We start from the raw sequence: 22237 nt of genomic DNA, 5'->3' as shown, positions 1-22237 counted from the left end.
ATTATATCTAAAATACTATAATTTTTAGTAAAATTAGCATAAAGATTACTGCATAGCAAATGGTGTCATGCAAGTAGCTGACACTGGTTCCTTTACGACGGCAGCACTTTCTCCTGTCATCCCAGTGCCCAGACACTGGGATCCAGGAAAGTTTGCTTGTGGGCAAGCAAACTAGCATAGAAAGTAGCTAATTTATGTTAAATTCGATGAGATTGTGGAAAGTCTGGATCCCAGTGTCAAGCACTGGGATGACACCCTTCTTGGTGGAGATTGCTCTTAAATAACAATGCTCGTACAGTTGTGATTAAGCTAATGCATTGTCAATTCTTTTAGAATTGTCCTCAACATTATTTATTACTTGTTCAGCATTAACTTCATCAAAATTAGGAGAAGGCCATTTTGTTTGTACATAAAACACATCATGTATAGTTTTTGCAACAAGAAGAACTCCAGCAAGAGCAAATGCTGCCACTCCCGCATAACATGAGAAAGAGGCATCACATGAAGAGTACATCGCAAAAGCAACACAACTTATTAGAACTGCAAAAACTAACTGATGAAATACATTGGATTTATCGATTTTCCCATACTCGACTAATAATTTTTCAACTTCACTATCCCATACGTATGGTCCATTAATTTTTGTATTAGGATCTGCACCATTTTTTAAGAAAAGCTCTACAATTTCAATATTTCTACTCGATACAGCACGATATAATAGATTTTCCCCTTCATAAGGTTGGTTTATATAATCACCAAATTGTCCATTTTTGCTACTCTTGAACTTAGAAAAAAGCTTCTTTAGGTATTCTATATCGTTGCTAAAGGTAGCAGAACCGAAAACAGACTGTAGATCACTAAGAGAGTTAATATCATCATCTAAATCGACATAGTCAAAAGGCCTGGAATCTGGACCGATAAATTGTTCTGAAAGAGAGTCGAATGCAGTTGTTAATTCTCTATAAGTGAAAGACCATTTCTCCTGATGTCTTTCTTTCAATTCCCATTTTTCAGGATTATCACCCTCACTAAAACCTAATATTTTTAAAGCTTCCTTTCTATTCACAATAAATTTCCTACTGAAATATCTTAAGTTAATTATAACCCAAAATTTCAAAAAGCAAAGCTTTTTATATTAAATTGTGCCTATTGCACAATTCCATAACTGTACAAGCATTGTAATTTGATAGACTGGGAAAGGGTGTCATCCCAGTGCCCTGACTACTTGGATCCAGCTGAGTTGGTGAGTATAAAAGTATAGCTTCTACGTCATACCGCCGCGGTATCTCATCCGCTAACAAGCAGCGGGATGACGAAGTTATTATCATGCCGCTGCGAACCGTCATACCGCCGCGGTATCTCTTAGCCGCTAACAAGTAGCGGGATGACGAGGCTTATCGTCATGCCACCGCGAACCGTCATACTGCCGCAGACCGTCATACCGCGATTCATTCGCGGTATCTTTTAGCATAGATCCCGCTAACAAGCAGCGGGATGACGAGCTTATTGTCATACCGCCACGGTATCTCAGCCGCTAACACGTAGGGGAATGACGAATTACTTAACCATCATCTACACCGTCATACCGCCGCGGTATCTCTTAGCCGCTAACAAGTAGCGGGATGACGAGGTTATCGTCATGCCACCGCGAACCGTCATACTGCCGCAGACCGTCATACCGCGATTCATTCGCGGTATCTTTTAGCATAGATCCCGCTAACACGTAGGGGAATGACGAATTACTTAACCATCATCTACACCGTCATACCGCCGCGGTATCTCTTAGCCGCTAACACGTAGCGGGATGACGAGGTTATCGTCATTCCACCACGAACCGTCATACCGCCGCGGTATCTCTTAGCCGCTAACAAGTAGCGGGATGACGAGGCTTATCGTCATGCCACCGCGAACCGTCATACTGCCGCAGACCGTCATACCGCGATTCATTCGCGGTATCTTTTAGCATAGATCCCGCTAACAAGCAGCGGGATGACGGTTGTCAGGGTGTCATCCCAGTGCCTTGACACATAGCTGTACAAACGTTTTTGGCTTGACTCACCAGTGGGTGTCATGAAAGTAGCTGACACTGGAATCCAGGTTGCTCACAAGCAAACTAGCATAGAAAGTGGTTACAACGTTTTCGATGAGATTGCAGGAAGGCTGGATCCCAGTGTCAAGCACTGGGATGACACCCTACTAGCGGAAGTTACTCTCAAATGTTTGTTCATGTTAGCTATAAATATTAAGAAATTTACCAGATAAAAAAAAGGCAAAAGAAACCCCGTGGTTGGCTAATTACTTACATTATACTTTCAAGTATGGCGTTTTTTTATTCTAAACGCTTAATAACCGCGATTTAGCTGCTTTTAAGCTGCAACTAATCTAAATTATAAACGTTAAGAAATTTACTAAACAGAAAAAAAGGCAAAAGAAACCCTAGGGTAGCTAGTTATTCACTATCCATTTTTTAAGTTGGCGTTTTTTGATGTTTTAAATGCTTTATAAGCGTATTTCAGCTTGTGTAGGTAAAAACCTAGAAATTTGATAAAGACATAAGGTGCACATAGTGCAAAAAATTAAACATGAGACGCCAAATACGTTGAGTTTTTTTGTCATTTAATCTGTACAGAGAAGATAAATAAATAGCTTCAGTTTTCATGATAAGGGGGCTGGCAAAGGGTGTCAAGCAAGTTTTTTCGTTTAATCCGTTTCTATGAGCTACTTGGATGACGAGGAAGGAGCACTTACATATTTATGGCAACCTCATTACCTCCTCTCAAACAGTTTTTCAATATCACTGAGTTTCATTTCTATATAAGTTGGTCTTCCGTGGTTGCATTGCCCGGAATATGGGGTTTTTTCCATTTGCCTCAGCAACTCATTCATCTCCTCTAATCTCATTTTCCTGCCTGCTCTAATTGATCCATGACAAGCGATAGTAGCCAATATTTTGTTCACTTTATCCTCTACTGGCAATGTATCTTCTATTTCCGTTAATCTACCCACTATATTAATTAGCATCTCTTTCACATCTATTGCTCCCAAAATTGCAGGGATTTCTTTTACTATCACTTTATTCTCTGATTTGATTTCAATATCAAAACCCATTTCAAATAACTTATCTTTATAGATTTCAATCATCTCCATTCCAGCTTGATTTTTGATTTCAACCGTTTCAGGAAGAAGTAGTTTTTGTCTTTTTATACTTGATTTTTGTTTTAGGCATTCATATACTAGTCTTTCGTGGGCTGCATGCTGGTCGACTATAATCAATTTGTCTCTTACCTCGGCAATAATGTAAGTATTATAGACCTGACAGCGTGCAAACCCGAGTGGGTGGCTCTCTATCAAATCAACTTGCTCTAACACCTTTTTTTCTAGAACCATAGCCTCCGCTTGTGCTGGGAATTTCTGTATGCCGGTATAATTAAACGATTTTGACTGTTCTGATAAGCCTTTTGCTTTTTCATTTGGAGAGGCAAATTCTTTTATTAGTTGATTTTCAAAAGGACTTGGCCTCCTTTCGTAAAATTCTTTTTGAACATTAGACTTATCAAAAGGATCTGATAATGAACCTTTCACAAAACCCTCTATCGTATTAGTAGTTTTCTGGTCACTAGCTGGAATGACATCAAAGGTGCCTATCCTTCTTGACAACGCTTTAATTAATCCTCTTGTCACTATCTCATATATGAGCTTCTTATTCTGAAACCTTACTTCTGATTTATTTGGATGCACATTTACATCTACTTGATCATAAGGTATCTCTAAATGTAACGCTGCAAAAGGATACCTATCGCTTGGAATAAAATCATGATATGCATACCTAACCGCACCAATAAGTAAATTATCTTTAATTGGCCTTCCATTAACAAACGTATAGATCTGAGTTGACTTACCACGATTGACGGTCGGCTTACAGATGTGTCCCGTAAGTTTAATGCCGTCTTCTTCTTCATTGACCTCCAAAGAATTGCCCTGAAATTCTTCTTCTACTTCACACAATCTATGAAATAACGAAGTCTGCTTAGCGTATTTTAAGAGCTTTTTATTACCTGAAGTGAGAGTAAACCCTATATGATAGTTAATCATTGCTAGGTTATTTACAATATCAACAATGCTTTGAGTTTCTGCTCTTTCGGTTTTTAGAAATTTTAGTCTATTTGGGGTAGCGAAAAACAAATCTCGTACTTCAATATGTGTCCCTTGTGATAAAGAGTAAGGAGTTAGCTCCCCTATTTTCTCTCCACCTTCATAACTTATAGACCATGCTTCACTTGCTTCTCTTGCCTTAGACGATAATTTTATCCTACTTACTGCTGCAATTGAAGGTAGAGCTTCTCCTCTAAAGCCAAGATGCTTGATTTCTATCAACTCACTATCGCTCAATTTTGAAGTAGCATGGCGCATAAACGCAAGTTCTAAATCGTTTTTTTCTACTCCGTTACCATCATCTGTCACAATAATAAGGTTACGCCCACCACTTTCTATTTTGATCTCTATTTCTAAACTTCCAGCATCTATTGCATTTTCCACTAATTCCTTTACTACACTTGCTGGCCTTTCTATCACCTCCCCCGCTGCTATACGGTTTATGGTTTTTGTGTCTAAAAGAATTATTGCCATAGATTTATTATGAAACTGGTTTTTCTTTTACTTCTTTGGTCTGTTTCTCTCTCCACTTTTTTAACCTACCTGCAATTTCACTGTTGGAAATTGACAATATAGATACGGCGGTAATGGCAGCATTATATGCTCCATTTTCTCCTATAGACATGGTTGCAACTGGAACACCCTTTGGCATTTGAACTATAGAGAGTAGACTGTCCAGCCCATTTAATTGTTTACTATGCACAGGAACGCCGATAACTGGTAAACAAGTTAGTGACGCAACCATACCAGGTAAATGAGCTGCACCTCCTGCACCAGCTATAATAACCTTAAAACCTTCTTCTTGTGCAGATTTAGCAAAATTGAAGAGCCTTTCTGGTGTTCTATGTGCAGATATTATGAATATGTCATGTGAAACTTCTAATGCTTTTAACATACCGACGGTATGGATCATAGTGGTGTAATCTGACTCACTCCCCATAATAACAGCAACATCTTTTTTTATTTTTGTCATATTCAACACAATTTTACTTACTAACTAAATAATGTTCCAGCTAAAAAGCAACAAATATTTAAGTTATATTATAAATAGAATATATAGAATTCTCGTTAAAATGGAAATTTTAAAAATTTAAATAAATATCTATATTAAGATATAGAGTATAAACTTCTTATGTAAGATAAATTTATAAAATAATTATTTTTGTATTTCAAGCTTTGTAATTTTAGCTTGTTCTTTCTGTAAATGACTTTTTCAGATAGGCTGATAGTAAAATGATAATTTAAAGTTACTAGAAATTTGATTGAAATATTAATATACAATCAACTTAAAGTTTTAAATATTGATATCATATAATTATTGACAAGTTATATGATATTAATATCTTGGTATATTAAATATTATGTTATAATGTTTAATAAAGTTAATTGATATGTGAGTGTAAAAATTATGGAAATAATATCGTTAAATAACTTAGACAGTGCAGGAATAAAAACAAAGTTGCTTTATATAATAAATAAAATTATAGAAAAAAATGCTTGGACTCAGGCTTTTGCAGCTGAGAAACTTGGTATTGATCAGCCAAAGGTATCGCAAATTAAAAATGGTAAAATAGATGGTTTTTCTTTAGAGCGATTGTTAGGATTCCTAAAAAAACTTGATCATGAAATAACAATCACGATGACAGAAAGCCAAGAAATAAAATCTGAGGCAGAAAAAGTAAAACATGAAGTTGAATCGCAATAGATACAAAGTTGACAACTTGTTTTTTGTGATATAGTATAAAACTTATTAAGGTAGTATCTTATGGCTGAGTCTATTGTAGAAAAGTGTACAGAACAGGTAAGTAACCGTTTCAAATTGGTTCTATTGGCAAGTCAAAGAACACATGATTTAAATACAGGGGCAAGTAATCCAGTTCAAACAGCTCAGTTTAAAGACCATAAGAACACCATAGTTTCCTTACATGAAATAGCAGAAAAACAGGTGGATACTCATGACCTATTTAACCTTTTGGTAGGTAGATGCAAGGAGTACATGAAAGGAAATATGAATAATGTTTACAGCAGTAATACAAGTAAGCTAGCGAATTTATTAAATTTTTCTGATAACACAGATCTTGATGTAAGTCAAGAAAGCCAAGATTATGAAGTGGATGGTGAAATAAATGATCAAGATGGCGATGAAGAAGTATCTGTTTAGAAATCTACTGAAGTTACATAGTCTTTAAATGATTCACATTGCTATCTATACACTGTTGTTCTGTATGAGTGTAATGTTGTGTCGCATAGTCTCTAAGTCAAGTGATGTGTACAATAAGGTTTTAGCGTTCAATAATTTCTCAACGCAAGTAGTTGTACTCATAACAGCAATATCAATCATTCTGAATAATTTTTTTTTAATTGATATAGCATTGTTGTATGCTAGCGTTAGCTTTATATCAACTATAGCACTAATGAGATTAATGTTGTTTTAATAATTTATGATAGGATCCGTTCTTATATTTTTAGGCATTTGTTTAGTAATCATTTCAAGTGTGGGAGTAATTAGATTTCCTGATTTCTATACTAGGTTACATGCAGCAGGTATTACAGATTCTAGCGGTGCAACGTTATTGTTAATTGGTTTTGCTTTGCAGAATGGATTTTCAATCAATACTGTTAAAATAATATTATTAATTCTTATAATATGGGTAGCTAGCTCAACTAATGGCTATATTTTAGCGCGCACTTATTATAAAGTTAAGAAAAAAACTGTTAAAGAAGGTTAAGGTGTTAGAAATATTAAATGTAGTGCTACTTTTGTTGTTACTAACAGTTACGGTTTTTATAGTCTTCTCGCGACATTTAGTCGTAAGTGCTGTTCTAATGTGTGTATTTAGTTCACTTATTGCGCTTATATACTTAATTATGAATGCACCTGATGTTGCAATTACTGAAGCTTCTGTTGGTGCGGGGCTCAGTACGGTTTTTACGTTTGCAGCACTCTCCTTGATAAAGAATCATAAAGTAAATCTATCTCATAACCCTATAACGCTTTTTTTTATGTTATTTCTGGCTGTATGTTTGTCATATTTTATGATTCAATTGCCAGATTTTGGCAGCCACAATGCTCCGATCCACTTGCATGTTGCTCCTTATTATGTGGAAAATACCGAAAAAGCTACCGGTATTCCTAATATAGTGACAGCTGTTTTGGCAAGCTTTCGTGGTTATGACACGTTTGGAGAAACTATAGTAGTTTTTACTGCTGCGCTTTGTATAACGTTGATATTAAAAGAAGAAAAAGAAAATGATTAAAGATCCGATATTAAATGCAGTAACATTTTTGATGATACCTTTTATCATTTTATTTGGTTTATACATACAATTTCACGGTGATTACACTCCGGGTGGAGGTTTTCAAGCAGGAATAATTATTGCCTCCGGGATAATATTATATTCAATGCTATTTGGTGTATCTACAACTCTAAAAGCAATACCTTATTCTGTGATTAGATTGACTAACGTGTTAGGTATTTTAATTTATGGAGGAACGGGCGTTGCAACAACTTTACTTGGCCAAAGTTTTTTATCTTACGATATCTTGTCAGCCAATAATAGAACCGGTCAAAAATTGGGTATTTTTTTTGTGGAATTAGGTGTAGCATTTACTGTCTGCTCCTCTATGTTAATTATATATATAAATTTTGCTCGTAGGAAAAAACAATGACTTTATATAATTATACAATTATTATTATATTAATGGTGCTAGGTTTATATATTATTATAAACGATAAAAATTTAATCAAGAAAATGATAGGAGTAAGTGTCTTCCAAGCATCTGTTTTGTTGTTTTACATATCTCTAGGGTATATAAAAAGTTCCTTGCCTCCTATATTGGTTTCAAATTTTTATTCATATAGCAATCCTATACCCCATGTTTTAATGCTTACTGCTATAGTGGTTGGAATTGCAACATTTTCAGTTGGATTGTCCATAGCAGTAAAAATAGAAGAAAAGTATGGAACAATTGATCAAGACAAGTGTACATAAATTAACAGTATCTTAAACTATATGAAGTAACAAATAGCCACAAGTTAAAAGTAAAATTATAGACTTGCTCGTTGTAAGTTTGTTTGTTAATAAGGAATGAAATTATAAACTATAAAGGTAATGATGTCAACTATTAATGATGCAGAAGATAAGAAAAAAATTATCAGAGATCTTGTAACTAAAAGTATAAAAAAAGGTGGTTTTGTCACCTTTGATGATATAAATGATAAATTATCAGATGAAAATTTTTCGTCTGACTTTATAGATGATGCTATATCTTTATTGCAGGACTCCGGAATTAATGTGCTTGAAAGTAGCGAAGATGAAGAAGATGTTCCTTCCAACAGTGATGATAGTAAACTTGATGATGATGACACATCGCCAAATGTTACTGCAACTTTAGTACAAAATGATGATCCAGTAAGGATTTATTTACAAGACATGAGCTCTGTAAAGCTTTTGTCAAGGGCAGATGAAATCGAGATAGCAAAAAAAATTGAATCTGAAAAGCATAACATGTTACGTGCAATAATTGAAACATCAGTAACATTAAAGGTGATAAAAGTATGGCGTGATGATTTAAGTAGTGGAGCTCTCTTACTGAGAGAAATTATAGATCTGGATGCAATTTATAACTCTGATTTTAATGTGGTACCCAAAGAAGAGAGTGAAGAAAGTGCTGAAGATGTTGAGGATTCTGAGGATGTTTCTGAAGATGCTGAGTATTGTAGTGATGATGAGAAAGATAGTAAAAAAAGTGATGATGAGAAAGACGGTGATAATGAAGATATAAGTTCAGTCAATTTAAATGTTTCTATTCTTGAAATGGAAAGTGACTTATTGCCAAAGGTCATAGTTGCATTGGATGAGATAATTACTTTAACAAATGAAGCGTTGATATTAAGAAAAAATTCTAAAAATTTCTCTAATGAGCTAGAAATTTTGTATAATCAAATATGGTCTATGGCATTACAAATTAAGTTAAGTGATGCTGCTGTTGCCAGAATTACACAAGAACTTTATAAGATAAATAGATCCATCACGCTTGATGAGGCTAATCTTATTGCTGAGGCTAGAAAATACGATATCAATAGAGAAAGTTTCTATAAAGTTTATGATGACGTGCTTTTAAAGCACGAGTTGAAAGAGATAAGTCTTTTAAAGATCAATGAAAATCAGTCCTCTTTTACAGGTGAATTAAAAAACAAATTTTTAAGGTTTATAGACGATAACTCTGAACATATAGCTAGTACTTTGAACGGTATTAAGCAGCATATACAGGAAGATAACGTGCAAGAATTTAAGGAGCTAATCAGGAGAATACAAAAACACGAACGAGAAGTCTCTGAAGCAAAGCAAGAGATGATTAAGGCTAACTTAAGGCTAGTAGTTTCCATTGCTAAGAAGTATTCAAAAAGAGGCCTTGATCTGCTTGATTTGATACAAGAAGGCAATATTGGTCTTATGAAAGCCGTGGATAAGTTTGATTACAAACGTGGATATAAATTTTCAACTTATGGCACTTGGTGGGTAAGACAATCGATCACTAGGGCAATACCTGAGCAGTCTAAAGTAGTTAGAATACCAGTTCATATGGTGGAAATTATCAGTAAAATCAACAGAGCATTAAGAAAGATGACTCATGAGATGGGGAGAGAGCCGACGTTAGAGGAATTGAGTGTAGAACTGACAATGCCACTGGAAAGAATACGCAAAGTTATGAAAATAGCAAGGGATCCAGTAAGTCTTGAAGCTCCAACAGGAAAAGATGATAGTAGTACCTTCGGTGATTGTATAGAAGATAAGCGAGTCTCCAGACCAGAGGATGCTGCAATACTTGCTGACTTGCGTGGCATTACAACCAATGTTCTTGCAACTTTAACACCAAAGGAAGAAAGAATTCTAAGAATGCGTTTTGGCCTTGGTAAAGATGGGAAGGAGCATACCTTAGAAGAAGTAGGAAAAATTTTTAATGTAACACGTGAGAGAATTAGGCAAATAGAGGCAAAAGCACTGCGCAAGTTGAAACATCCAAGCCGCGCTAGAAAACTTAGAGGGTTCTTTTAAGTATACGTGTCAAGTTAAGAAGAAGCTGATTTTGCCCGGAAAAAGTGGAGAAAAAGTCAGAGCGTTTTTAAAATAAAACGTTTTTTCAAAAAGGTATGATATGAAGGAAATACACAATAAAGTTTAAAATGGGGGTTGTAAAAAAGTTGCACCGCTATTTTTCTTTTTTTACGAGCCTCATAAAACAACATGATAGGATACTAATCTACGGTAAATATTATGACAAACAAAAATGACAATTCTAATTCAAAGTATAGAAATTTTTATGTTCTGGGTGATAGTTTATCTGATAATGGCGCAATTATTGGAATTTTAAATAATTTATCCTTTGCAAAAAGCGTAAAGTTTGGTGACCCTTTTTATCAAGGAGGATCTTTTAGCGATGGCCCTACTGCTGTTGAATATGTAGCAAAATATTTAGATTTAGACGAATTTAAACCTGGGTGGAGTTATTCATTTTTTGGTAGATGCCACGAACAGCAAGGTCAAAACTATGCAGTTTCATGTGCAACAGCATCTGAAATTTTTGACCCTATTTTTTCTTATTTCTTCAATAAATTTCGTTTAGCTAACCAGCTAGATGCGGTAATTAAACATCATCCAGATATAGGTAAAGAAGATTTATTTTGCATCATAATCGGCGGAAATGATGTTATGATTGCCACTGCTTATGACGATACTAAAGCGGAAGAAGTGTTGGAACAAGCAGTGAGTGAAATATGTAATGCACTTAAGGTTCTAAATGAACATGGTGTTAAGCATGTAGTTGTTGCAAACGCACCTGAAGTTGGCTCAATACCAGCTTTTAATAGAGATGAAGAAGCAAGGGAACTAGCTACGAAGCTCACAGAGAGTTTCAATGCAAAATTGGCTAATGGCTTAGATTATATGAAGAAAAGTACAAATCTTGAAATAAAAGCATTTGATCTTAACTCTAAAATGAAAAGTATGCTTGGCGAATACAAGAGCAAAGGTTTAAATTGTCAAGATGCATGCACATCGAACATTGCAGACCAAATTGGGAGATTTAAAGAAAATATAAAAATACTCTTAAAGTTGATATTTAAAGGGGAACTTGACGTTCACTATAACCATGAGTGTAGCAAAGAAACACTAAAGGATTACTTCTTTTTTGATTATTTCCATCCAACTGCAGAACTTCATCATGAAGTTGGTAATGAAATGTATGAGTTGATTTGACACAGTTTTTTTGAACATATCCTTTTAAATAGTAACCGTTCACTCAATGGCGTCAACTTAAGAACTTTCATTAGCAAACTCTCCTAAAGACATGATGGCGTTTGGGCTTATCTACCTTATTGCGGCTGTCCTGGTCGGATTTTAACTTTAGCGCGTATACTTGCTCTATCAAAAAGGGCTTGAAAGTTTTTTGGCGCAATAAGTACCTGATAGAGTTTCTGCCTCATTACACCAAATAAAACTGAAAAATTTATCAGCAATTTTATCTGGATTCCAAGGCCCTTGTGATATGAAGCGACAATATATTACACATGACTAAGTTTGCCCAAAATTCTTGTAATACAGCCTCTAAATTTACGCCAGAAAAATTCTCTAACTCTGCACCTATTTTGAGTCGTTTATAGCACTCTTCTATATGCCACCTTAACACATAAGCTTTGCTCCAAAGTCTCGGTCAAAAACTCTGTTTCCCCATTGGCTAATGTAAGCACTATTACTCTTACTTTTTGGCTTTTCGTTTTATTTTCTAGCACAAAATCTAATTCACCAGATGAACCATAGCTTGCTATAATTTCTTTTTTGCAAGCGAAAAATAAAGTCTACTTTCAATTCATAATGCTGCTGAATAAATTTTAATGAAGACGGTCGTAGATAAATAATTTGATTTAATGAACGCATTTGAGTAACGACTTCAGGTTTCTGCTAACGTTTGCTCAATAGGCTGTTTGGATGCTTAAATTCTTTAAAACCTGTATTTATATCTTGCTTTAGAAAAAGCTTGCTTTGAGGGTGGAACTTAATGAGCTCACATTCTATTCCTAAACTTTTCTTAATTAACTTTAAAATCATAGAAAATACTGTCGTAAAAGCTTGTTCGTGTAAAACTCAACACAATGGATTCTCTGAAAAGCTTTCGAGTATATTATATTTTTAATTTGTAGAATAAGATTTTTTCCTTTTTGCATGTTTCACCTAAAAAGGACATATTTTAGACTTCTTTGTTGAAATAAAACAGAAACAAAAGTGCTGTTTATTGCAGCTTTTGGGTAATTTAATGGTAAAAAATTTAGAGAGAAGTTTTATACACAATCACTGATATTTTCCCTTAAGTTGACGCCATTGGCTGAACGGATACATCCGAGTAGCACATCCTTTACTTTGTGGGTATACTTTTTTTTGACATGTAGTTATATCTTTTTTAATACAAAGCATATATACTTATGCATTATATATTTTTTTGTATGAGGAGTTATATGAAAATAAAGAGATTGTGCGTTTTGGCTGTGTTGCTTACTTCATCTTTAGCAGGTGCAGCTAGTAATAGTGCAAGTAAGTCAGAAGATCAGTACTATGCAGGTTTAAACTTTGGTGCCGGATGGGGTGGCGGCTTAAAAATAAAACCTAGCGTTGTTTTTGGTTATCATTATGACAAAAACTCTAAGTTTGAACTTGAGGTTCTCACTGACATAAGTGATATAGCTGATAAAGAAAAAAGGAAAATAGGGGCTAGCTTATTGGCAAATTATCGTTATTATCCTGACCTTGATATTGATCCCGTTAAGCTATATGTCAGTGGAGGCTTAGGAGGATACCTACAAGTAATGCCTTTTAGCTTTGGTGAAGGTGAGGTAGTAGATAAAATACTGGGTTCTATTTCCTATAAACTGAAGGTTGGTGTTGATTATGAAATTACTCCACAGATAGTTGGTGCAGTTGGTATTACTGCAGGTGGACAACTAAGCGGTATAAAAGCATTACAAATACCAGATGCAACTCTGGAGGTAGGAATACGTTATAATTTTTAATGCTGCTAAATTGTAATTTAGTTCATAAAGGTAGAGACAATATTGAGGATGAAATAAACATCATTAAAAAAATCTGGAAATATATGAGATACTTTTCGAATATGGTTTTGAACGCTAACTATAGATTAGAAAAATAACAAGAAGAAGGGTAAACTCCAGTATTTGTAACCGTTCACGGATTGTGAGAATGAATAAAGAACTAGGTCCAAAGCGTGATGGTATGGATTTAGTATAAATAATACAGGATGCTTGTGTCCACTGGTTACATATAAATTCATAAGGTTTTGAGAGTTTTGAGTCTTTTTGCATAATATAACAAAGTTGTAAAGGTGATCTTTAAGTTGCTTATGTGATTGGTATACCTAAGCACTCCGTTCAACAAGCTAGAACTGCCATATTTGAATACATAGAAATTTTTACAATAAATAGCGTAGGCATTCTGCTATTAATTATTGCATTCCTGAACATTTTGATTCATCGTTCTTTTTGTAAAAAATTTTCTTAACTTTCTCTCTACTTTTTCTCCTATGATTGTTGTCCAATAAAAAATTCAAATTTTGTGAAATCTTTAAAAACCCAGTCATTTTTAAGAGTATAGAAAATAGTTGTAAGAAATTTCCTGGCAGTAGCAATAATAGCCTTAGCAGAACCACGCTTTTTTTTTACATAAGCTGTTCAGATAAGCGTATAGCAACCCAAGTACACTGCACTAAAGAATATCACGTTTGTTCCGATCGTGCACTGTTGATTAGATTTGTGGCACAATTCCAAAATATGCAGTAAGTTTCTCAGGCCTATGAAAATCATTAATGTCTCCAATTGTTGCAATAAAAATAGCTGCAGAAATTGGGCCAATTCCTTTTATGCTGATAAGGTTCAGGAAGCTGTTCGGCAAAAGCTATAATTTCCTTCTCAAGTTTTTTAAGACTTTCCCGAATAGCTTCCAAATGATAGCTAATTACTTCAATTTCAACCTTTTCTAAAGGATCCCAAGTATACTTTCCAATAGCACCCACCTTAGTTGTAAGTGCTTCCTTTTTAATTTTTATCCCATGGTAATTAAAAAGACCATGCATTTTATTGATTAAAGATACCCGTAACTGGTCTCTTGTTTGAAGAAGAGAAGCTAACTGCTTGCATTGTTTGCTTTGCTTCAGGCAACATACCTTTGCTTAGAAAAAAAGCAATAGCTCGCGCATCGTGCTTGTCCGTTTTGTTCACAGAGCGACGAACAACTTCAAACTGTCCAGGAGACCACGCTCTTAACATAAGGTGACACTGCGTCATAAAAAAAACAGCTATTGCCTGTTAGCTATTTCATCTGTTTCTTGAAGATTTCTGATAAAATTATTTAAGTCTTTTAAGCGAAACGTTTGAATATACTCCGATTTTCCTTCTTGCAAGTAACAAACAGTAAAACTATTGGTATAATGCCTATGTGACGCATATTTTTCCTCCAATTGCACATTTCAATATATCAGAGTACTGGTTGGTCCAAACTCCTATACGAGGTCATCACATTTTGTGAGCCTCACCGGTGGCAGAATCTGAGTAACGAGGTCTTCTTTCATATACTTTATACAAGAACACTCAGAAAAAGTGCCAACCTGCCACCTATCCACTCTGAGAAGTGATTATCTTCTCTTGCTTCCAACCAAGCAATACCTAATTCATACCTTCTGGGTAAGGTCAGTAGGTGGTAAAATATAAACATTTTATAAAGTGAAAAATGGACTTTTCAGGCCACTGCTGACTCAATACCCAGTCAATATCCTTTTTACCAGTTCTTTTACTGTCGGTACATAGCCATTCTCATAAAACGGATCTTGCTTGAATTTATATACATTATGTCCGGAAAACATGAGTTCATTTTCAATATCGCTGTCATGTATAATGTTTTGCAGTGTCTTTTGTATACAAAAACTCCGTGGATCTGGTTTTTGCCCTGTTGAATGGTCGCCATGATCTTTCCAATTGCTAAACAGGCAATGGCTCAAACATCCCATGCAATTGATTTGATCTTGTCTTATCTCTGCAAATTTGTCTGGCGTCACAAAAATAACAGTTGAATCTGGGGTTTTCATTGCTTCTGTGTACCCTGCTTTAGTCCATGTATTTGCCAGTTCTTTGTCTTTTGCAGTAAGGTAAATCTTCCTACCTCTGCTACCCATTGCAAATTCACTATTGAATTCCTTGCTGGCATTTTCTGAAAACTTTATTTGACGTGAATTCCGTTCCTGCAACTCACGTATGAAGTTATTTTCTACTGCAGATGAGTAAAATCCTGTTGGACTGAATTTATTTAAAAATACGTCACCTTCTTCTAAAGTGAGTAGCTTCTTTTTCCACTCTGCAGAAATTGGGCTTTCTTTCGTCAAAAGTGGACGAGTGCCAAACTGAAAAGCTATTGGTCCAATTTGCAGATTGTCAAACCAATGTTCCCAATCTTTCAAATGCCACACTCCTCCTGCCATAACAATTGGTGTTTCTGAAAGACCGATCTCGTTCATAAAAGATCTAAGCTCTGCAACTCTTTTAAATGGAGCCTGTGGTAGCTCTGGGTCTTCACTGTTACTCAGTCCATTGTGACCACCAGCAAGCCATGGATCCTCATAAACTACTCCACCTAGCCAATAAGAAGATATTTTTTGGTAAGCACGTTTCCATAATGCTTTAAAAGCACGCACCGATGAGATAATAGGGTAATAATAAACCTGATATTTAGCTGCAATTTCTCCAAGCCTATAAGGCATACCAGCACCGCAGGTAATACCATGAATCAAACCTTTCGCTCCTCCTAATATGCCATGAAGCACGCGTTCTGCTGTTCCCATCTCCCAAAGCACATTCATATGTACTCTTCCACGGCCTTTTGATATTTCATTCGCTATTTTTGCCTGACTGATTCCAGCTTTAATACTATACTCAATCAATTCACTGTGTTTTTCATTTCTTGTTTTGCCTTTGTAAATCAGCGGCACTAACTCACCATTATCATCAATAAGCTTAGCATTTGCACCAGAAAACGTACCCACAGCATCTGCTGCAGCAAATGCTCCGCTTGATCTCCCATCACTAACTGCAATGCCTTTGCCACCCTCGATGATTGGCCACACTTCCTTTCCTGAAACTACTATCTTTTTTATCTTATTTTTCAAAGCTTCCTCTTAATCTTTCACTCTATTTTACTTAATTACGAAAAAAATAATAGCTGTTTATTTTTTCTTGTGTCATTAAAGCTTCTATAGCTACTATCCTATCCACGCTGCACAAATATTGTAGTTTGAGAGCAATTTCCGCTAGGGAAGGGTGTCATCCAAGTAGCCTCTTCTTGTCATTCCAGTGCTTGACACTGGAATGGCTTTGTTGCATCGCTAGCTATGATGGATTAAAGATAAAAAAGATAGAGAATATCAGTAGCTTATTATTCTGGTATTTATAACAAGAACGGTCAGTGAATACCTAAATTTGAGTAAAAGAAATTTCACTACCACTCACTAATCCGGCTAAAATTCAAGAATTTCAATGCTTTAGCTATTTTCAATAGAATTAAATTTATTAATACAAATAACAAATTACTATTCTTAAATTTGATCAGATTGATTGCAAAAAAACAAGATTTTCTATAGGTTGCTTACAATCCTAACTATGTTAGCCTTTCATAGGTAGCGATACAACAAAGCCCACTGGAATCCAGGAATTTTGATTATAAGTAAGCATACTGAGCTGATGACTAAAGGTAGCTGTTTTATGCTAAAACAAACGTTTTTGATACAGAAGCTGGATCCCAGTGGGCTTTGTTGCATAGCAACTGAAAAAATCTGGTGGCTACTGACAAAATTCATTATAAAATAGCCATTTAACCTTTGAAGAAAAAATATGCCACAGAAAATGAAAGTCAGTAACCAAAACGAATATAACAAATTCCTTGAAAAAAGGGGAAATATTTTTCGTTACATCGATGAAGCTATCGAAAATTGGTATGAAATTGGGCCAAAAATGCAGGGCGGCAACTATATTTATAGTGATAAAGTGGTGATTTTGATACATATAACAACCCATCTATTCAGAATAGGTTTGAGTAGGATTTTTAGAGGGATACATTGAACAAATAGGAAAAAATTTGCAGCTATTCACAAGCATCAAAAGAAACTTAATATTAAGATCAATGATTGCAGAGTTGATAAAAATAATATGGAAGATATCGAAATTGCCATAGATAGCACAAGCATCAGCATTTATAACCTGGCCACAGCAAGGAAAATAGCGAAAATAGAAAGTATCGCAGCTATGAACAAGTAAAGAAACTACACGTAATGTTGAATATAAACAGCAAAAAAGCCATAGCTGCAAAATACAGTAACGGTCTGATCACTATGGAGCTTGCGATTTGCTTAAAGAAGTTCATGCCATAAAAGCACTATATGCAGACAGAGCATATGACAGACATAAACTCTATAAATTGTATGATGAATGCGGCATAAAGACAAAAATTCCTCCAAAAAACGATGCAGCAGAGCATCCAAAGTATGGCAGAGAGAAATGCTGCAATTAGACTAATAAAGTCATACAGCGAAGATGGAATGAAGAGGTGGAAAAGGCAAACAAACTACGGAAAAAGATCTTATGTAGAAAGTTTTTTCTCGCGACTGAAACAAACATTCGGGTTTAATTTTCGGAACAAATCTGAAATTAACCGTGGGAAGGAACTGCTACTCAAGTGTTATTTGCTGAATAAATTTATCGAAATAGGCGTGCCTAAGTTTGAAATGGCTACATAAGTTTTTCCTGATCTATCCAATACAAGGTGCTATGCAACAAAGCCATCCCAGTGTCAGCTACTTGGATGACACCATTTGCTGCACATTCAGGTTAAAACGTTCGCACAATTGTGTGCTTGACACTGGTCCTTTTTTCCAGATTCCAGCGTCATGTGCTGCCAAAAGGTAGGCTGTTAGTCTTTCACTTAAATCACAGTTGTACAAGAGATCTATTACATACTTGCTGTAAGAAATTTTAATTGTTGACATACCTAGTTAATAACAAGGTCTATTCTTTTTTAACCTGAGTGCAATTGCGTCTTCCCAAACTTCACCATTATGCAATAACTTTTCTTTATTGTACATTAGCTCCTCTCTTGTTTCAGTAGCAAATTCAAAGTTAGGACCCTCCACAATTGCATCAACTGGACATGCCTCTTGGCAAAGTCCGCAGTATATGCATTTTGTCATATCAATATCATAGCGCGTGGTACGGCGACTACCGTCTTCTCTTTCCTCTGCTTCAATCACTATTGCTTGAGCAGGGCAGATAACTTCGCATAATTTACAAGCTATGCATCGTTCTTCACCGTTTGAATACCTACGCAACGCATGCTCACCACGAAACCTTGGACTTAGAGGACCCTTCTCCATAGGATATCTCAACGTAACCTTTGGTTTGAACATATATTTCAATGTAATAGCAAACCCTTTAATTAACTCTACAAAAGACCAATACCAAGCTAATTTCTTGAGCATAAAATATTTAAAACTTGTGTCAGTCATTATAAATCATATTATCAGTTTTCAAAATAAATATTTTCACCTGGGTGACTTTTACAGCTTTTCTATATAATACATTCACTAGTATGATAGTACTGCATAAATATAAACTAGCAAGATAGATAAAAATTTTGAATATTTTCAAATTAGGTATTTTGGTTTCTTAAGTGTAATATTGCTAAGTAGTTTATATAAATAATGACAAACACAAATGAAACTATTTTCGCTTTATCGACCGTATTTGGTAAGTCAGGAGTTGCAGTAATTAGAATTTCAGGCAACTACGCGCTTAAAGCTTTAAATCATTTTCATATTAAGAAAGAAATTAAACCAAGATTTGCTACTTTAGTTGATCTATATGATGATTCCAATCAATTGATAGATAATGGAATAATCATCTATTTCCCTGCTCCAAACAGTTTCACTGGCGAGGACGTTATAGAGTTACAAGTGCATGGAAGCAAGGCAGTCATAAAAATCATCTTGGAGGAATTATCGAAAATTTTTGTTATGGCCAGACCAGGAGAATTCTCACTTAGGGCTTTTCTAAATGGTAAATTTGACTTAACGCAAATAGAAGGGATTGCAGACTTAATTGATGCTGAGACGAAAATGCAAGCTAAACAAGCGATTAAGCAGATATCAGGAGAATTGGAGAGACTATACAGCAATTGGAGGCAAAGATTAATAACGATACAATCCAAAATCGAAGCATATATAGACTTTCCAGAGGACATTTGGGCAGAAAAAAGTGAATTGGAAAAAATTAATAATGAAGTGCAATCTCTCGTGCAGTTGATACAAGAGCATTTAAATGATAATAGACGGGGCGAAAGGTTGCGTGAGGGTTTACATATTGTAATAACTGGTGAACCAAATGTCGGTAAATCAACTCTGTTTAATTTCTTAGCCAAGCGTGATATTGCTATTGTTTCTGAATATGCAGGCACAACAAGAGATATACTTGAAGCTCATATTGACATTGGCGGATACCCAATCATTCTCTCTGATACTGCTGGAATTCGTGAGAGTTCAGATCCAATAGAATCAGAAGGTATAAGTCGAGCGAAAAAGAGGTCTTTTGAAGCTGATTTAAGAATAGAACTATTTCCTTTTGAACAACGACACGATGTCAATTATCAAGCCACAGGCAATATACCATCTGTCGTTGACACACAACTATGCAAATATTGTAATCAACAAACGGTGTCATCCCAGTGCGTGACACTGGGATCCAGATATAAAAATACTTGCAAATTATGCAATAGACAATGGATTCTAGAAACATGTGCTGAAAACAATGTTCATGATGAGATAAGCTGGATTCCAGTGTCAGCTACTTGCATGACATCAGACCAAAATGACACCATTTATGTTCTGAGCAAAGCTGACGATGTTATCAATAATCACAATATAAAAATTAATGGCATAGATCTTTTACCCATTTCTATTCTAAAGGGAATAGGTACAAACAAGTTGATCTCTCTCATAAAAGAGAAGGCAGAGGAAAAATTTGGGCATGATAGAGACACTCCTGTGATTACTCGGCAAAGACATAGGAGTCACATGCAGAAAGCACTGGAACATTTACAACGTTTTAATATCGATAATCCAATTGAATTAATATCTGAAGATTTGAGGCTTGCTGCATTTGAACTTGGTGCGGTGATTGGAATTATTGATGTTGAGGAAATATTGGACAGTATATTTAGCAACTTTTGCGTGGGCAAGTAAAGCTTTTATAGATTGCTTAAAATCAAATGTTGTGATAGAAAAGAAATGGACGGATGGCCGAGCGGTTTAAGGCACCAGTCTTGAAAACTGACGTACGTGATGAGCGTACCATGGGTTCGAATCCCATTCCGTCCGCACGCTACTTTTAGCATCCCACTATGTTAGCTGATTTTTAGAGCTTATTTGGACTATGTGGTTTGTAACGCTGGAAATCTTATCTGATCTAGCCACATTTTTAAAAATACATCCCTTTGTAAATTGACCTTATTAGCGAAGAAAGCTAATATCTATAAATAGATTACCATCTGAATATGAAAACCGATATAGTAATAATAGGTGCAGGGCCTGTTGGAATATTCACTGCTTTTCAAGCGGGAATGCTTGATATGGGATGTCATATAATAGATGTTTTGGATCAAGCAGGAGGACAATGCACTGCTCTTTACCCAGAAAAGCCAATATACGATATACCTGGTTATCCTGTAATTACTGCCCAAAAATTAATTGAGCAGCTAATGGAGCAAGCTTCGCCATTTAAGCCTATTTACCATTTAAGTCAAAAAGTAGAAAAGATTTCGAATAACTGCGATCAAAGCTTTATTATCATAACTAATACAGGCACAGAGGTAAAATGTAAGGCTGTTATTGTTGCTGCAGGTAACGGAATGTTTGAACCTAACCGTCCACCCTTAAGTGGTATATTAGAATATGAAAATAAATCTGTATTTTACAGTGTAAATAAAATTTCTGATTTTCAGGACAAAACTATAGTCATTGCAGGGGGGGGTGATTCTGCAGCTGATTGGACTGTAGAACTTTCTAAAGTTGCAAAGAAAATTTATGTGATACATAGAAGAAAGGAATTTCGCTGCACTCCTGAAACTAGAAATAAATTAGAATCACTTGAAAATGATGGAAAGATAGAACTGGTAGTGCCATATCAATTACACGAACTAGCAGGAGGTAATGGGCAGTTGAGCGCAGTGATAGTAAAAAACATTGCCTCTAAGGAAGAAAAAGAAATATCCGCTGATTTTTTGCTGCCATTTTTTGGATTGTCAATGAATCTTGGTCCAATAAACAATTGGGGTATAGAGTTAGAACATAGCCGCATAGTTGTTGATCCGACTACCTTAAAAACCAGTAGAGATAGGATATATGCAATCGGAGATATAGCTACTTATTCAGGCAAACTAAAGTTAATATTAAGTGGTTTTGCTGAGAGTGCCATGGCTTGTTATGACATATACAAAGTAATCCACAACTCTCCAGTCAATTTTCAATACTCGACTTCAAAAGGAATTCACGGGAAAGAAAAACTTGCTTGACACCCTTCGCCAGCCCCCTTATCATGGTACTGAAGGTATTCATTTATCTTCAATCTGTGCAGATTAAACGACAACAGTATTACGTAATTGGCGTCTTATTTTTAATTTTTTGCACTATGCGCACCCTACGTCTTCACAACATTTCTGGGTTTTTACCTATATAAGCTGAAACGCGCTTATAAAGCGTTTAAGACAGTATAGCACGCCAATTTGCAGGATTAGAGAGTGACAACTAGCTAATACGGGATATCTTTTGCCTTTTTTTCTGCTTAGTAAATTTCTTAAACATTCAAACTAAGGTGAGTTGCATTTAAAAGCAGCTAAATTGCAGTGTTTAAGACTTAAAAAACGCCAATGTTCTAAAATAGATATTAATCGGGGCTTCTTTTGCCTTTTTTTTCATTTGGTAAATTTC

The 22237-nt window shown here is 35.3% G+C and carries 26 protein-coding genes, 1 tRNA gene and 3 pseudogenes; 18 read left to right on the top strand and 12 right to left on the bottom strand.

Translation table 11 applies throughout. From position 1 onward, the window contains the following. Positions 1–304: 304 nt before the first annotated feature. The 3 genes from ABWU69_RS02410 to ABWU69_RS02400 all read right to left on the bottom strand — a co-directional run bounded on the left by ABWU69_RS02410 (position 305) and on the right by ABWU69_RS02400 (position 2072). Complete coding sequence (locus ABWU69_RS02410) at positions 305–1066, bottom strand: hypothetical protein (RefSeq protein WP_265034665.1); 762 nt, start codon at positions 1064–1066, stop codon at positions 305–307. 64 nt (positions 1067–1130) lie between these two features. Beyond that, positions 1131–1376 carry a hypothetical protein gene (locus tag ABWU69_RS02405; RefSeq protein ID WP_265034664.1) on the bottom strand — a complete coding sequence of 82 codons (246 nt, stop codon included), beginning with the start codon at positions 1374–1376 and terminating at the stop codon, positions 1131–1133. Positions 1377–1943: 567 nt separating this feature from the next. Continuing rightward, positions 1944–2072: a hypothetical protein gene (locus tag ABWU69_RS02400; protein ID WP_341812837.1), complete on the bottom strand. Its 129-nt coding sequence runs from the start codon at positions 2070–2072 to the stop codon at positions 1944–1946. Between ABWU69_RS02400 and ABWU69_RS02395 the strand changes: the two genes are divergently transcribed. Continuing rightward, on the top strand, positions 2071–2262 hold the full coding sequence (locus ABWU69_RS02395) for a hypothetical protein (RefSeq protein ID WP_265034661.1): 192 nt from the start codon (positions 2071–2073) through the stop codon (positions 2260–2262). The two genes, ABWU69_RS02400 and ABWU69_RS02395, sit on opposite strands and share 2 nt — an antisense overlap. Positions 2263–2766: 504 nt before the next feature. Here the strand turns inward: ABWU69_RS02395 and mutL are convergent. Beyond that, positions 2767–4626 (bottom strand): DNA mismatch repair endonuclease MutL, encoded by a 1860-nt coding sequence (gene mutL, locus ABWU69_RS02390; RefSeq protein ID WP_265026108.1) that lies wholly within the window; start codon positions 4624–4626, stop codon positions 2767–2769. 7 nt (positions 4627–4633) lie between these two features. Further along, positions 4634–5125 (bottom strand): 5-(carboxyamino)imidazole ribonucleotide mutase, encoded by a 492-nt coding sequence (gene purE, locus ABWU69_RS02385; RefSeq protein WP_265034659.1) that lies wholly within the window; start codon positions 5123–5125, stop codon positions 4634–4636. Between the two features lie 435 nt (positions 5126–5560). Here purE and ABWU69_RS02380 point away from each other — a divergent pair, with 435 nt between their 5' ends. From ABWU69_RS02380 to ABWU69_RS02340, 9 genes are all read left to right on the top strand, one after another. Beyond that, positions 5561–5857, top strand: a complete 297-nt coding sequence (locus ABWU69_RS02380) for a helix-turn-helix domain-containing protein (protein ID WP_010081926.1) — start codon at positions 5561–5563, stop codon at positions 5855–5857. A gap of 60 nt (positions 5858–5917) precedes the next feature. Beyond that, positions 5918–6313 (top strand): DNA-directed RNA polymerase subunit omega, encoded by a 396-nt coding sequence (gene rpoZ / locus ABWU69_RS02375; RefSeq protein ID WP_265034658.1) that lies wholly within the window; start codon positions 5918–5920, stop codon positions 6311–6313. 28 nt (positions 6314–6341) lie between these two features. Further along, entirely contained in the window at positions 6342–6587 is a 246-nt protein-coding gene (locus tag ABWU69_RS02370; protein ID WP_320109922.1) for a monovalent cation/H+ antiporter complex subunit F, read from the top strand. A gap of 6 nt (positions 6588–6593) precedes the next feature. Continuing rightward, positions 6594–6881, top strand: coding sequence for a monovalent cation/H(+) antiporter subunit G (gene mnhG, locus ABWU69_RS02365; protein WP_265026105.1), 288 nt, complete (start codon positions 6594–6596; stop codon positions 6879–6881). A 1-nt stretch (position 6882) separates the two neighbouring features. Then, positions 6883–7410 carry a DUF4040 domain-containing protein gene (locus ABWU69_RS02360; protein ID WP_250294918.1) on the top strand — a complete coding sequence of 176 codons (528 nt, stop codon included), beginning with the start codon at positions 6883–6885 and terminating at the stop codon, positions 7408–7410. After that, positions 7403–7822, top strand: a complete 420-nt coding sequence (locus tag ABWU69_RS02355; protein ID WP_265026104.1) for a Na(+)/H(+) antiporter subunit B — start codon at positions 7403–7405, stop codon at positions 7820–7822. Before ABWU69_RS02360 ends, ABWU69_RS02355 begins: the two co-directional genes overlap by 8 nt. Beyond that, positions 7819–8145 carry a cation:proton antiporter subunit C gene (locus tag ABWU69_RS02350; RefSeq protein WP_265026103.1) on the top strand — a complete coding sequence of 109 codons (327 nt, stop codon included), beginning with the start codon at positions 7819–7821 and terminating at the stop codon, positions 8143–8145. Before ABWU69_RS02355 ends, ABWU69_RS02350 begins: the two co-directional genes overlap by 4 nt. 123 nt (positions 8146–8268) lie before the next feature. Then, positions 8269–10212 carry an RNA polymerase sigma factor RpoD gene (gene rpoD, locus ABWU69_RS02345; RefSeq protein WP_265034657.1) on the top strand — a complete coding sequence of 648 codons (1944 nt, stop codon included), beginning with the start codon at positions 8269–8271 and terminating at the stop codon, positions 10210–10212. Between the two features lie 219 nt (positions 10213–10431). Next, positions 10432–11412 carry an SGNH/GDSL hydrolase family protein gene (locus ABWU69_RS02340; protein WP_353285350.1) on the top strand — a complete coding sequence of 327 codons (981 nt, stop codon included), beginning with the start codon at positions 10432–10434 and terminating at the stop codon, positions 11410–11412. A gap of 70 nt (positions 11413–11482) precedes the next feature. On the opposite strand, the pseudogene ABWU69_RS02335 reads toward ABWU69_RS02340, so the two are convergent. Continuing rightward, positions 11483–12377 (bottom strand): annotated as a pseudogene (locus tag ABWU69_RS02335) (transposase). Between the two features lie 288 nt (positions 12378–12665). Between ABWU69_RS02335 and ABWU69_RS02330 the strand changes: the two are divergent. Next, positions 12666–13217 (top strand): outer membrane beta-barrel protein, encoded by a 552-nt coding sequence (locus tag ABWU69_RS02330; RefSeq protein ID WP_265034655.1) that lies wholly within the window; start codon positions 12666–12668, stop codon positions 13215–13217. A 125-nt stretch (positions 13218–13342) separates the two neighbouring features. Here the strand turns inward: ABWU69_RS02330 and ABWU69_RS02325 are convergent. The 3 genes and pseudogenes from ABWU69_RS02325 to ABWU69_RS02315 all read right to left on the bottom strand — a co-directional run. After that, positions 13343–13576: pseudogene (locus ABWU69_RS02325) on the bottom strand (hypothetical protein); the annotation flags it as partial. 166 nt (positions 13577–13742) lie between these two features. Next, positions 13743–14677, bottom strand: a pseudogene (locus ABWU69_RS02320) (transposase). Positions 14678–14971: 294 nt separating this feature from the next. Further along, entirely contained in the window at positions 14972–16375 is a 1404-nt protein-coding gene (locus ABWU69_RS02315; protein ID WP_341812836.1) for an NAD(P)H-dependent flavin oxidoreductase, read from the bottom strand. 125 nt (positions 16376–16500) lie between these two features. Between ABWU69_RS02315 and ABWU69_RS02310 the strand changes: the two genes are divergently transcribed. Beyond that, a complete protein-coding gene (locus tag ABWU69_RS02310) occupies positions 16501–16659 on the top strand; it encodes a hypothetical protein (RefSeq protein ID WP_265026097.1) in 159 nt (52 codons plus the stop codon). Between the two features lie 217 nt (positions 16660–16876). On the opposite strand, the gene ABWU69_RS02305 is transcribed toward ABWU69_RS02310, so the two are convergent. Continuing rightward, the gene (locus ABWU69_RS02305) at positions 16877–17062 is read right to left on the bottom strand and encodes a hypothetical protein (RefSeq protein ID WP_265034653.1); all 186 of its coding nucleotides are present in this window, start codon (positions 17060–17062) and stop codon (positions 16877–16879) included. Positions 17063–17096: 34 nt separating this feature from the next. On the opposite strand from ABWU69_RS02305, the gene ABWU69_RS02300 reads away from it, so the two are divergent. The 3 genes from ABWU69_RS02300 (at position 17097) to ABWU69_RS02290 (ending at position 17998) form a co-directional block, all read left to right on the top strand. Then, positions 17097–17324: a transposase gene (locus ABWU69_RS02300; protein ID WP_265034652.1), complete on the top strand. Its 228-nt coding sequence runs from the start codon at positions 17097–17099 to the stop codon at positions 17322–17324. Positions 17325–17607: 283 nt separating this feature from the next. Further along, positions 17608–17772, top strand: coding sequence for a hypothetical protein (locus ABWU69_RS02295; RefSeq protein WP_265026094.1), 165 nt, complete (start codon positions 17608–17610; stop codon positions 17770–17772). Continuing rightward, positions 17747–17998, top strand: a complete 252-nt coding sequence (locus tag ABWU69_RS02290) for a hypothetical protein (RefSeq protein ID WP_265026093.1) — start codon at positions 17747–17749, stop codon at positions 17996–17998. Before ABWU69_RS02295 ends, ABWU69_RS02290 begins: the two co-directional genes overlap by 26 nt. 57 nt (positions 17999–18055) lie before the next feature. Here ABWU69_RS02290 and ABWU69_RS02285 read toward each other — a convergent pair whose 3' ends face one another. Continuing rightward, the gene (locus ABWU69_RS02285; RefSeq protein WP_265026092.1) at positions 18056–18247 is read right to left on the bottom strand and encodes a hypothetical protein; all 192 of its coding nucleotides are present in this window, start codon (positions 18245–18247) and stop codon (positions 18056–18058) included. A gap of 6 nt (positions 18248–18253) precedes the next feature. Continuing rightward, complete coding sequence (gene nuoI / locus ABWU69_RS02280; RefSeq protein ID WP_265035700.1) at positions 18254–18736, bottom strand: NADH-quinone oxidoreductase subunit NuoI; 483 nt, start codon at positions 18734–18736, stop codon at positions 18254–18256. Between the two features lie 222 nt (positions 18737–18958). Between nuoI and mnmE the strand changes: the two genes are divergently transcribed. From mnmE to ABWU69_RS02265, 3 genes are all read left to right on the top strand, one after another. After that, positions 18959–20494 carry a tRNA uridine-5-carboxymethylaminomethyl(34) synthesis GTPase MnmE gene (gene mnmE / locus ABWU69_RS02275; protein WP_265034651.1) on the top strand — a complete coding sequence of 512 codons (1536 nt, stop codon included), beginning with the start codon at positions 18959–18961 and terminating at the stop codon, positions 20492–20494. 47 nt (positions 20495–20541) lie between these two features. Further along, positions 20542–20629, top strand: a tRNA-Ser gene (locus ABWU69_RS02270). A 176-nt stretch (positions 20630–20805) separates the two neighbouring features. Further along, positions 20806–21822: an NAD(P)/FAD-dependent oxidoreductase gene (locus ABWU69_RS02265; RefSeq protein ID WP_265026089.1), complete on the top strand. Its 1017-nt coding sequence runs from the start codon at positions 20806–20808 to the stop codon at positions 21820–21822. Positions 21823–22237: the final 415 nt, after the last annotated feature.

The sequence above is a fragment of the Wolbachia endosymbiont (group A) of Beris morrisii genome (assembly GCF_964028185.1).
Taxonomy (GTDB): Bacteria; Pseudomonadota; Alphaproteobacteria; order Rickettsiales; family Anaplasmataceae; genus Wolbachia.
The sequence above is the reverse complement of the archived record's forward strand: the minus strand, read 5'-3'. Positions and strand labels throughout refer to the sequence as shown.